The sequence below is a fragment of the Enterococcus sp. H57 genome (assembly GCF_003112495.1).
Taxonomy (GTDB): domain Bacteria; phylum Bacillota; class Bacilli; order Lactobacillales; family Enterococcaceae; genus Enterococcus_B; species Enterococcus_B faecium.
Map to the genome: position 1 here is coordinate 50,060 of NZ_BEHC01000072.1, position 9,978 is coordinate 60,037.

At 38.5% G+C, this 9,978-nt stretch carries 15 protein-coding genes; all 15 read left to right on the top strand.

Features of this window, described 5'->3' with window-relative positions; translation table 11 throughout:
- The first annotated feature begins 27 nt into the window (after window positions 1-27).
- The 15 genes from terS (at window position 28) to DIZ30_RS12520 (ending at window position 9,949) form a co-directional block, all read left to right on the top strand.
- Complete coding sequence (gene terS / locus DIZ30_RS12450) at window positions 28-738, top strand: phage terminase small subunit (RefSeq protein ID WP_016176571.1); 711 nt, start codon at window positions 28-30, stop codon at window positions 736-738.
- Window positions 704-2,029, top strand: coding sequence for a PBSX family phage terminase large subunit (locus DIZ30_RS12455; RefSeq protein WP_109023249.1), 1,326 nt, complete (start codon window positions 704-706; stop codon window positions 2,027-2,029). The genes terS and DIZ30_RS12455 overlap by 35 nt, the downstream gene beginning before the upstream one ends.
- Window positions 2,023-3,582, top strand: coding sequence for a phage portal protein (locus tag DIZ30_RS12460; RefSeq protein WP_109023250.1), 1,560 nt, complete (start codon window positions 2,023-2,025; stop codon window positions 3,580-3,582). The genes DIZ30_RS12455 and DIZ30_RS12460 overlap by 7 nt, the downstream gene beginning before the upstream one ends.
- 2 nt (window positions 3,583-3,584) lie before the next feature.
- Entirely contained in the window at window positions 3,585-4,721 is a 1,137-nt protein-coding gene (locus DIZ30_RS12465; protein WP_109023251.1) for a phage minor capsid protein, read from the top strand.
- 109 nt (window positions 4,722-4,830) lie between these two features.
- The gene (locus tag DIZ30_RS12470) at window positions 4,831-5,406 is read left to right on the top strand and encodes a phage scaffolding protein (protein ID WP_104889091.1); all 576 of its coding nucleotides are present in this window, start codon (window positions 4,831-4,833) and stop codon (window positions 5,404-5,406) included.
- Window positions 5,407-5,424: 18 nt separating this feature from the next.
- Window positions 5,425-6,297, top strand: coding sequence for a hypothetical protein (locus DIZ30_RS12475; protein WP_109023252.1), 873 nt, complete (start codon window positions 5,425-5,427; stop codon window positions 6,295-6,297).
- 17 nt (window positions 6,298-6,314) lie between these two features.
- A complete protein-coding gene (locus DIZ30_RS12480; RefSeq protein ID WP_002314912.1) occupies window positions 6,315-6,560 on the top strand; it encodes an Ig-like domain-containing protein in 246 nt (81 codons plus the stop codon).
- 37 nt (window positions 6,561-6,597) lie between these two features.
- Window positions 6,598-6,993 (top strand): hypothetical protein, encoded by a 396-nt coding sequence (locus DIZ30_RS12485; RefSeq protein ID WP_002300152.1) that lies wholly within the window; start codon window positions 6,598-6,600, stop codon window positions 6,991-6,993.
- On the top strand, window positions 6,990-7,337 hold the full coding sequence (locus DIZ30_RS12490; protein WP_016629361.1) for a putative minor capsid protein: 348 nt from the start codon (window positions 6,990-6,992) through the stop codon (window positions 7,335-7,337). Before DIZ30_RS12485 ends, DIZ30_RS12490 begins: the two co-directional genes overlap by 4 nt.
- Window positions 7,337-7,672: a minor capsid protein gene (locus DIZ30_RS12495; RefSeq protein ID WP_104889089.1), complete on the top strand. Its 336-nt coding sequence runs from the start codon at window positions 7,337-7,339 to the stop codon at window positions 7,670-7,672. Before DIZ30_RS12490 ends, DIZ30_RS12495 begins: the two co-directional genes overlap by 1 nt.
- A complete protein-coding gene (locus DIZ30_RS12500) occupies window positions 7,672-8,064 on the top strand; it encodes a minor capsid protein (RefSeq protein ID WP_109023253.1) in 393 nt (130 codons plus the stop codon). The genes DIZ30_RS12495 and DIZ30_RS12500 overlap by 1 nt, the downstream gene beginning before the upstream one ends.
- Before the next feature lie 12 nt (window positions 8,065-8,076).
- Complete coding sequence (locus tag DIZ30_RS12505; RefSeq protein WP_016629364.1) at window positions 8,077-8,544, top strand: phage tail tube protein; 468 nt, start codon at window positions 8,077-8,079, stop codon at window positions 8,542-8,544.
- Window positions 8,544-8,801 carry an Ig-like domain-containing protein gene (locus tag DIZ30_RS12510; RefSeq protein WP_109023263.1) on the top strand — a complete coding sequence of 86 codons (258 nt, stop codon included), beginning with the start codon at window positions 8,544-8,546 and terminating at the stop codon, window positions 8,799-8,801. Before DIZ30_RS12505 ends, DIZ30_RS12510 begins: the two co-directional genes overlap by 1 nt.
- A 69-nt stretch (window positions 8,802-8,870) precedes the next feature.
- The gene (locus tag DIZ30_RS12515) at window positions 8,871-9,320 is read left to right on the top strand and encodes a hypothetical protein (RefSeq protein ID WP_047928269.1); all 450 of its coding nucleotides are present in this window, start codon (window positions 8,871-8,873) and stop codon (window positions 9,318-9,320) included.
- A 5-nt stretch (window positions 9,321-9,325) separates the two neighbouring features.
- A complete protein-coding gene (locus DIZ30_RS12520) occupies window positions 9,326-9,949 on the top strand; it encodes a Gp15 family bacteriophage protein (RefSeq protein ID WP_047928268.1) in 624 nt (207 codons plus the stop codon).
- Window positions 9,950-9,978 lie beyond the last annotated feature (29 nt).

A 9,978-nucleotide genomic window follows, 5' to 3' on the forward strand; every position in this document is an offset into this window, starting at 1 on the left:
TTGCAAACAAGCGAGGTGGTGTCACATGTGAAGAAATACGAACTAGCTAAAGATGATTATGAAAAAGGGTTGAAGTATAGAGAAATAGCGGAAAAGTATGGTGTATCCATCAGCACAGTAAAGTCATGGAAATCCCGTTACTGGTCTCGAGAAAAGGTTGCAACCAAGAACGCAACTATTCCGAACAACAAAGGAGCGCCAGAGGACAACAAAAACGCTGTTACCCATGGCCTTTTTGCCAATTGGTTACCTTCTGAAACATTAGAAATTATGAATGAGGTTGCAACCTCTAAACCTGAGGATATATTATGGAATAATATCATGATCCAGTACACGGCTATTATCCGAGCACAGAAAATCATGTATGTTGATTATGAGGGTAGTTTGTCCAAAGAAGTTTCTAAGTGGTCCTCGAGTGATTCTGGAAGTTCAGAAGAATATGCTATTCAATATGCTTGGGACAAGCAAGCTAATTTCATGAATGCACAATCAAGGGCTATGAGCACGCTATCTAGCTTAATTAGACAATTTGTCTCTATAGCTGATGAACATGATGAACGTAGAAAGAAACTAGAATACATGGATGTACAAGTCAATTTAGCAAAAGCACAATTGAAGCAGTTAGATGATGGTTATGATTCGTCAGAAGAACAAACAGTGATTGTTGATGATATCCCGATGATTGAAAGTGAGGTTGATTCAAATGGGAATGAAAGCCAAGACGAAGCCTCAGATTAAACTAACTGGAATGATTAACCCACATTTTTATAAGATGTGGCACACACAGTGCCCTTATATCTTAATGAAAGGTGGACGTGGATCATTTAAGTCGTCAGTAATCAGCTTAAAGCTCGCGACTGAAATGAAGAAACATACGCAAGCAAAGCATAAAGTCAATATTGTTTGCATGATGAGTCAGCACAAGTATTTACGTGATGCGGTTTATCTTCAAATCAAATGGGCATTGAATATGCTTGGGATTGCTAATGAGTATAGGTATCGAATGTCGCCATTGACGATCATCCACAAGCGAACTGGTTCAGCATTCTACTTCTATGGCGTTGATGATCCATTGAAACTTAAATCTAATGCGATAGGCGATATTATCTCATTGTGGTATGAAGAAGCTGCTAACTTTCAAAGCAGTGAAGTATTTGATCAAACAAATGCTACGTTTATTCGCCAACGCTCTAAGTATGTGGACCAAGTAAAAGTTTATTATTCGTGGAACCCGCCAAAAAATCCATACGATTGGGTCAATGAATGGGTAGAGAAATGTAAAGAGCTGGATGATCACTTAGTGGACCATTCTACTTACTTAGATGATGAATTAGGTTTTACTGATCCACAACAACTTAAACTAATAGAGACTTACCGCAAGAATGACGAAGACTATTACAAGTGGCTCTATCGTGGTGAAGTCATTGGATTAGGGACTCATATCTACAATATGAATCATTTCCAACCTTTAGATAAAATGCCGGATAATGACTACATAGCGAATCTTTATTTCTCAATCGATAGTGGTCACCAGGTATCTGCAACAACATGCGGGTGTTACGCGCTTACTAGAAAGAAGAACGTAATCTTGTTAGACACGTATTACTATAGCCCGGCAGGTAAAGCAAATAAGAAAGCACCGACCGAACTATCAAAAGACTTGCATGATTTCATTGATCGTTGCCAGGCTGAATATGATAAATATGCGTATCAAATTACGATTGATTCGGCGGAAGGCGCATTAAGAAATCAGTATTATCTAGATTACAATGTTCGACTGCACACAGTAGCTAAAGCCAAAAAAGTAGACATGATTGATCACGTTCAAAGCTTACTTGCACAAGGTAGGTTTTTTTATTTGGAAAAAGAAAGCAATAAGATATTTATTGAGGAACACAAAAAGTATCAATGGGACGAAGACACGTTGAACAGTGATGATCCAAAAGTTATTAAAGAGGATGATCACTCTTGTGATGGTTTTCAATATTTTGTACGTGATAATCTTCAAGACTTAGACCTGAAATGGTAGGTGAGAAAATGGGAGTATTCCAAACGATTAAAAGTATATTCAAGAGAGGAGTTGATAGCGTGAATATGAGTTATACTGGTCGTGATATTGCTAAGGTAACGGATCATCCTAAAATAGGGATTGATTCAAGAGAATACGATCGGATTGCAAGAAACTTTAGGTACTATTCCAATCTATTTCCTGATATACAATATCGTAATTCATACGGGGAAACACAGAAAAGAGAATTTAAGTCCCTAAATATCACCAAGACAGCTTCTAGACGGTTAGCGAGTATCATCTTTAATGAGAAGTGCAAAGTAGCACTAAAAGACAAGGAGGAGCAAGCAGAAGCTTCGAAAAGCATCCAATCAGCTGTAGAGTTCCTAGATAAAACACTTTATGACAACAATTTCTACAATCTATTTGAGTTGAACCTTGAAAAAGGGATTGCTGCAGGCGGCTTTGCAATGCGTCCTTACGTTGACGGTGACAAGATCAAAATTTCATGGATCCGTGCGGATCAATTCTATCCGTTGCGATCAAATACTAACGAAGTAAGTGAATGCGCCATTGCAACAAAGACCATTCAAACAGAAGGTGACGTGAATTACTACTATACGTTGCTAGAATTCCATGAATGGCAAGATGATAAGTATGTTATCAGTAATGAGCTTTATAAATCTGATAACGATAATATTGTTGGTAAACAAATTTCATTAGCGGTTCTTTATCCTGATTTGGCTGAAACTGTCACATTAGAAGGATTGAAAAGACCGCTTTTTGCATACTTTAGAACACCTGGTGCGAATAACAAATCGTTAGAAAGTCCATTGGGCGCTGGTATTGTCGATAACTCAAAAGAGATTCTGGACACAATCAACACAACGCATGATCAATTTGCTTGGGAAATTCAGTTAGGTCAACGACGTGTTGTTGTTCCTGCAGAGTTTCTTAGAGTAGATCAATTGCGCCCGCCGCTGTTCGACACTGATCAGAATGTTTTTGCTGGTGTGTATGGTGCTGAAAATATCGGGGTTAAGGATATCACTACACCTATTCGGACGGTTCAGTATAAGGATGCTATTAGTCATCTGATCAAAGAGTTTGAGGTGCAAGTAGGTTTATCTGTTGGCTCAATGAACTATGCAGACGATGGGATTAAAACGGCAACAGAGATTGTTTCTAACAATTCTATGACGTATCAAACGCGTTCAAGCTATTTAACGATGGTTGAAAAAGTTATTAACGAACTAATCCATTCTATTTTTGAGCTTGCGGGATACGGAGAAATGTTTGAAAGCGAGAAACCGCTATTCTCTATTGAATATGATAGTTATTTAGTAATAGTTAGTTTTGAGGATGGTCTATTTGTCGATCGTAACAAACAATTAGAAAATGATCTAAAGGCTGTAACTGCTGGCGTAATGCCTAAGAAACAGTTTCTTATCCGTAATTACAATCTAAACGAAGAGGAATTAGAAGATTGGTTAGCTGCATTAAAAGATGAAATGCCAGAAGCGGGATCAACCGAACGGCGTAGTCAAGATGCCTTATTCGATTTAGGTGATTAATTATGATTACACCAGAAAAGATGCAAAAGACTGCGAATTCAATTATTAATATCTATTCAGAACTGGAAGACCGAATCTTTAACATCATAATCAAAGCGTTAAAACAGTCTCGTTTTCAAGATGTTGCAAAAGAAGACGTGCTTTTGTGGCAAGTAAATCAACTTTCTAAAATGGGTACACTGAACGATAAAGTTATTGATTTGTTAGCAAGTTATACTGGCGAAACTCAAGAAGCAATCGAACAATTAATCAAAGGTAACGGCGTAAAAGTCGTTAATGAAATTGATCAAGAATTAGAGCGAATGGTCCATAAAAGTGTTCCTGTGTCTGACGACGTAAACAAAATTCTAGACTCTTTGGTTCGTCAAACTTTCCAAGACTTAAATAATAATGTCAATCAAACGCTGATCACTACTAATTTCAATGAGAATGCAGTCATGAGAGCTTATCAAGCAATTCTCAAACAATCAACCATCGAATCTATGACAGGTCTTAAAACGCATGAGAAAGCCGTGAAAGATAACGTCTATAAAATGGTAGATATGGGAATCAAATCGGGTTTTGTTGATAAAGCTGGTCGAGAGTGGTCAATGGAGGCATACTCTCGAACCGTCGTTCAAACTACGTCGCATAGAACATTCAACGACTTACGATTGCAGAGGATGGAAGACTTTGAGTGTGTTACTGCATTAATGAGTAGTCATCCAGCAGCTCGCGAAGCCTGTGCGCCAATCCAAGGCGGATGGGTATTAACTGTGCCGAAAAATGAAGCGCCAGAAGAATTCAAACATTTACCCTCTATTTATGATCATGGATATGGCGAGCCCGGTGGAACGCAAGGAATTAACTGTACACATATTCTTTATCCTGGCCGGCCTGATGTGAATACAAATAATCAGCCACAATACGATCCAGAAAAAGCACAAGAAAACGCTGAAATTCAACAGCAACAACGAAAGCTGGAACGAGATATTCGCTATCAGAAGAAACGTATGAATGCGGCGTTAGAATTGGAAGATCCCGAAACTGTCCAGATGTGCAAACAAGTGATTGCTAACAAACAGAAACAGTTAAGGGAGCTTATCAACGAACATGGGTTCTTAGTTCGTGATTACAGTAGAGAACAAGTACAAAGTTAATAATTTTGGCTTAGCAATCGCTAGTCTTTTTATTTTGCCCCGAATACGGCGTTAAACTGTTCAATCCATCGAGGGCGTAGCCTCGTTAAACAACGAAAGGATGAATGAAATGAAACGTGAAGAACTGAAAGAACTTGGCTTAACTGATGAACAGATTGGATCAATTATGGCTTTGCATGGTGTGACTGTGAACGAGTTGAATAGTCGGGTGTCTACCGCGGAACAACAGGCCACTCAATATCAAGAACAGTTAGAGAAAAACCAAAATGAGCTGAATGATTTCAAAGCAAATGCTAAAGGAAATGAAGATCTTACTAAGCAGTTAGAGGATTTACAATCTAAGTTTGATGAAATCAAGACGAGTTCTGAACAACAAATTGCTGATCTTAAAAAATCATCAGCGATTGACTTAGCTCTAACACAAGCCGGGGCTAAAAACATTAAGGCTGCTAAAGCCTTGCTAGACAGCGAATCATTGGAACTGACAGACGAGGGATTAAAAGGATTAGATGACCAACTGGCCGCGCTTAAAGAAAGCGACGGTTATTTATTTGGCCAATCTGAACAGGTTCCACCTAATCCCGATGGTAAGAAGGCTACCTTTTCTGGGAATGCTAGTTCTGGCAAGAATGTGGAAGAAGATGTGTTCGCTAAAGCATTAGGAGTTTTACCAAACAAAAATTAAATTTGGAGGGAATAAAATATGGCAATTAATTACATTACAAAAGACAATGGGATTTTCGATCAGAAGATCACTCAAGGATTGTTAACGACGATCTTAGGTATTCCACAAGTTGAATTTGTGAACGGTGGTAAATCATTTACATTAACGACTATTTCAACTTCTGGTTTGAAACACCATACACGTAACAAGGGATTCAACAGCGGTACTTATGGAAATGACAAAAAAGTTTACACAATGGGTCAAGATCGAGACGTTGAATTTTACATCGATAAACAAGACGTTGATGAAACGAATCAAGACTTAGCTGTAGCTAAAATTTCAAATGTATTTATCACTGAACACGTTCAACCAGAAATCGATGCGTATCGTTTTTCTACTTTAGCTTTAGGAGCAGGAAATACTAAAGAAGAAACAATTACTGAAAAGAATGCTTATACAGCCATTAAAGCTGCAATTTTACCAGCTCGTAAATTTGGACCACAAAATTTAGTAGCGTTTGTATCAACGACCGTAATGGATGCATTAGAACGTTCTTCAGAATTTACTCGTAATATCACTAATCAAAATGTTGGGCAAACGGCACTAGAATCTCGGGTAACTTCTCTTGATGGTGTGTTATTGGTCGAAGTTTGGGACGATACTCGTTTCAAAACTAAGTTCGATTTCACTGATGGCTACGCTGCTGCCGCTGATGCACAAGACATCAATATCTTAGTAGTTGCTAAACAAGCTGTTATCCCAATCGTCAAAGAAAACACTGTCTTCTTGTTTGCACCGGGCGAACATTCACAAGGCGATGGCTACTTATATCAAAACCGCTTATACCACGACTGCTTTATCAAAGAACAACAAAAAGAAGGTGTATCTGTCTCTTTGGCCCCAAAAGCTTAGCCCCATCCGGCGTAACTTTGAATAAAACAACAGCTACGCTAACGGTGGGAGCAACAGAAACATTGTCTGCTACTGTATCACCAGAAACGGCAACTGATAAATCAGTGAAATTTACCTCTAGCGATGAAACAATTGCAACAGTAACGCCAGTGCAAGGAAAGGTTACTGCTATTAAAGTAGGAGCTACGACGGTCACAGCGACAACCGTAAATGGTAAAACTGCTACCTGTGAAGTCACGGTAACCGCAGCAAGCGAAGGATAGCTACTAAACTATCCTTTTTAATTGAAAGGAGGCAGTTATGAGCTATCTTACGCACGATGAATATTTAAAATCAGGATTCAACAAAGTATCAGTTTCGGAGTTTGATGACTTAGAAAAATGTGCTGCACGTCAGCTTAATCGAGTGACAGGCGATTTTTACATGAGACATTCTTTAGCTGATGACACGTTCAAATATCGAGTGGATAAGTTCAAAATCGCAATGGCTGTCCAAATTGAATATTTGAAGTCAGTTGGAGTTACTTCGTTATCAGACTTACTAAATGCTTCCCCTTCAAGTGTCAGCGTTGGTCGTATGCGTATTGAATCTGGAAGCACGAATGCAGCAACAGTTGGCAGAACGATGGTTGCAACAGAGGCTTATAACGAATTGATTTATACAGGGCTTCTTTACAAAGGAGTTGATTATAGATGATTCCATTAATACCAAAGGAGTACTGCAATCAATCTATTGTGCTGCGTCTAATACAAGGAAAAGACAAATGGCAGAAGCCTATTTTTTCCGATCCAATTACGATTAAAAATATGATCTTTCAACCGCAGACAGTATATAGTGGTACGAATAACAATAGGCAAGTGGTAGCGAATGCTATCGCTTTTTTATTTGGTGGTGTTTCTGATCCAATGCCAACAATCAGTAAGAATAACGTTGGTTCAGAGATTGATTTCGAAGGCGAAACATACACTATCACTACTATCGTTGATAACCGTAACCCTTTCAGCAATGAAGTTTACTCGTACGAGTTGGAGGTGCTGTAATGCTCCATGTTAAGGTTGAAAAAAATGGCGTCGATCGTAAGTTGTCAGTGATGAACATCAATTCAGCACTGTACTATATGACTGCTCAGATGCATCCAGACATGAACCTATATGCGCCAAAACGGCAAGGACGTTTAAGAGACAAATCATTTGTTAACAAGAACCGAATCACATATACCGTTCCTTACGCTAAACCTCAATTTAGAGGGATCGTCAATGGTAGTAGAGTTAAGAATTATACAACGCCAGGGACAAGCCGACGTTGGGACCTCAGAGCAAAAGCTAATCATATGGATAGTTGGCGTAGGGCATTTATCAAAGGAGGAAACTTGTAATGGATTTATGGGAACGATTATCTGACTCGATAGATTCTATTCAAGGCCTTCCAATGCCATGCTCGATGGGATTTCTAAACGGTGAAGATACACTTTGCGTTTATTCTATGCCGGGTAGCCGAACAGTAGAAGAATACTTTGACGGTACGAAAGAGCGTGAAATGCTTTACGAAGTAGGATTTAATACAAAAGATCAAGAAAAAGCCAACAAAACATTATGGCTTATATCAAATCATTTAGACGAGCTTTTAACTCTAGCATCAGAGGATGGGAGTTTCGTCTTTTTAGGTATCGAAATAAGCGAGACACCTTTTGTAAGCGAACAGGACACTCAAGGGAACTCAACTTATTTATTAGGTATCAAAATCACCATTCATCAATTCAAAAATTAGGAGGAAATTTAAATGGCAGAAAATAGTAAAGAATTTTTACTAAACTTTAAAAACAAATTGGAAATCGATACTTCAGGAAGTACAGATTTAGATCAAATCGCATCGGCTAAATTCGCACCATTAGCAGCAGGGATCACAACTATTACTCCAGCTGCAGCGGACACTACAGATGCATCCCCTTACTACGATGGAGAAGGATTCACTGATTCCACTGTAACTGGTAAAAATATCACGTTCCAAGTTGCGGGACACCGTGTATTTGGAGATCCAGCTCAAGATTATGTAGCGTCTAAATTCTTGTCAATCGGAGATGAATTACGCACGTTAGCACAATGGACTGATGCCAAAGGGAATAAGGTTCAAGCTGTTGTTACACTGACTTCTATTGTACCGTTTGGCGGTGCAGCCAATGCTAAACAAACCTTCAGCTTCACAATGGCATTCAATGGGAAACCTAAAATGGTGAAAGCGGGGGAGTAATTAGCCCTGAAAGCGTAACGCTTAATAAAACAACGTTATCGCTTGTTGTTGGGGCAAATGAAACTCTTACAGCTACCGTTTTACCAGCAAATGCTACAAATAAAAACGTTACATGGTCATCCGCTGATTCAACAATTGCGACCGTCAATACGACGGGTAAAGTTGTAGCTGTAAAAGCCGGAACCACGGAAATTACAGTTAACACAGTAGATGGTAATAAGAGTGCTAAATGTACTTTAACAGTTACTGAATCATAAAATTAGACAGATTAGAGCAGGTTAAACCCCATTATGGATACCTGCTCTTTTAATTTGGAGGAAAAAATAATGGCTATCAATAATGTAATTGATTTAGATGCAAAGTTATCATTAACCAAAACAATTAAAATCGCTGGCAAAGAATATGACATCACTATTTCAGATGAAGTTGATCAGGCACTGTCTGATTACTCGAATATTGAAGTGAGTGTTCAGTTGCGCGATATGGCGAACAAACTTGAACAACTGGACGAAGTTGAGACAACAACAGCTGATCAGTTTAAGACCTTTACTCAAATTGAGGTTGACAACTTGCGCAGCGGAGCTTTAAAAGCCTTGGATGCAGTATTAGGTAAAGGTGAAGGCCAGCGTGTTTACGAACACTACGGTAAAAGTACAAAGGCCGTTATCACGATTATTGGACTTCTAGAAACAGAGTTAAATAAGCTGATGGTCGAACGAAAGAAAGCAGCAGACAAACATTACAGCAACCGTCACAAAAATAATAAAAAGAAGTGATCTGATTGTTTGATTTAATTGATGATTTAGAGACAAGCATCTTAATTGATGATATTGAAATACCAATCGATCTTTCTTTCGATACAGTTCTTAAATTCTATGAGTTGTTAGAAGACAAGAATCTCAAATCTTTTGAAAAGATATACAAAGCTTTCGACCTCTTTTATTTCGGTGACGATAATTTTGCTAAGAGATTTACCTTTGACCAAAAAAGTAAATTTGTGGAAGACATCAGCAACTACATTCAAAAAAATGCTTATGGCAACTCTGAAAGTGATGAATCATTCGAGACTGACGGGCAACCAGAAAAACTATATTCGTACTCACAAGATGCTGGTGCAATCTATGCGTCTTTTTTTGCGGATTATGGAATCGATTTGCTGACTCAAAGAGGAAAGATGCACTACTTAACGTTCAAAGCGTTACTGGCTGGATTGAGTGAGAAAACACACTTTCAACGCATCTTATCTATTCGCTCAAGAAGTGTTGCTGGCTTAGAAGGGGAAGCATTAACGGCTTTGTTAGAACTGCAAGAATACTATGCGATTGATTCTGAAAAGACTGTAAGCAACTTAGACAATCAGCTTGGAAGCATGTTCGACATGTTAGCTGCACAAGCTAAAAATTAATTAAATACACAATAAATGGAAAGGAGGAA

Coding starts and splice junctions, on each gene's coding strand:
- DIZ30_RS12455 (WP_109023249.1), top strand. CDS start 704: ATGGGAATGAAAGCCAAGACGAAGCCTCAGATTAAACTAACTGGAATG.
- DIZ30_RS12460 (WP_109023250.1), top strand. CDS start 2,023: ATGGTAGGTGAGAAAATGGGAGTATTCCAAACGATTAAAAGTATATTC.
- DIZ30_RS12465 (WP_109023251.1), top strand. CDS start 3,585: ATGATTACACCAGAAAAGATGCAAAAGACTGCGAATTCAATTATTAAT.
- DIZ30_RS12470 (WP_104889091.1), top strand. CDS start 4,831: ATGAAACGTGAAGAACTGAAAGAACTTGGCTTAACTGATGAACAGATT.
- DIZ30_RS12475 (WP_109023252.1), top strand. CDS start 5,425: ATGGCAATTAATTACATTACAAAAGACAATGGGATTTTCGATCAGAAG.
- DIZ30_RS12485 (WP_002300152.1), top strand. CDS start 6,598: ATGAGCTATCTTACGCACGATGAATATTTAAAATCAGGATTCAACAAA.
- DIZ30_RS12490 (WP_016629361.1), top strand. CDS start 6,990: ATGATTCCATTAATACCAAAGGAGTACTGCAATCAATCTATTGTGCTG.
- DIZ30_RS12495 (WP_104889089.1), top strand. CDS start 7,337: ATGCTCCATGTTAAGGTTGAAAAAAATGGCGTCGATCGTAAGTTGTCA.
- DIZ30_RS12500 (WP_109023253.1), top strand. CDS start 7,672: ATGGATTTATGGGAACGATTATCTGACTCGATAGATTCTATTCAAGGC.
- DIZ30_RS12505 (WP_016629364.1), top strand. CDS start 8,077: ATGGCAGAAAATAGTAAAGAATTTTTACTAAACTTTAAAAACAAATTG.
- DIZ30_RS12515 (WP_047928269.1), top strand. CDS start 8,871: ATGGCTATCAATAATGTAATTGATTTAGATGCAAAGTTATCATTAACC.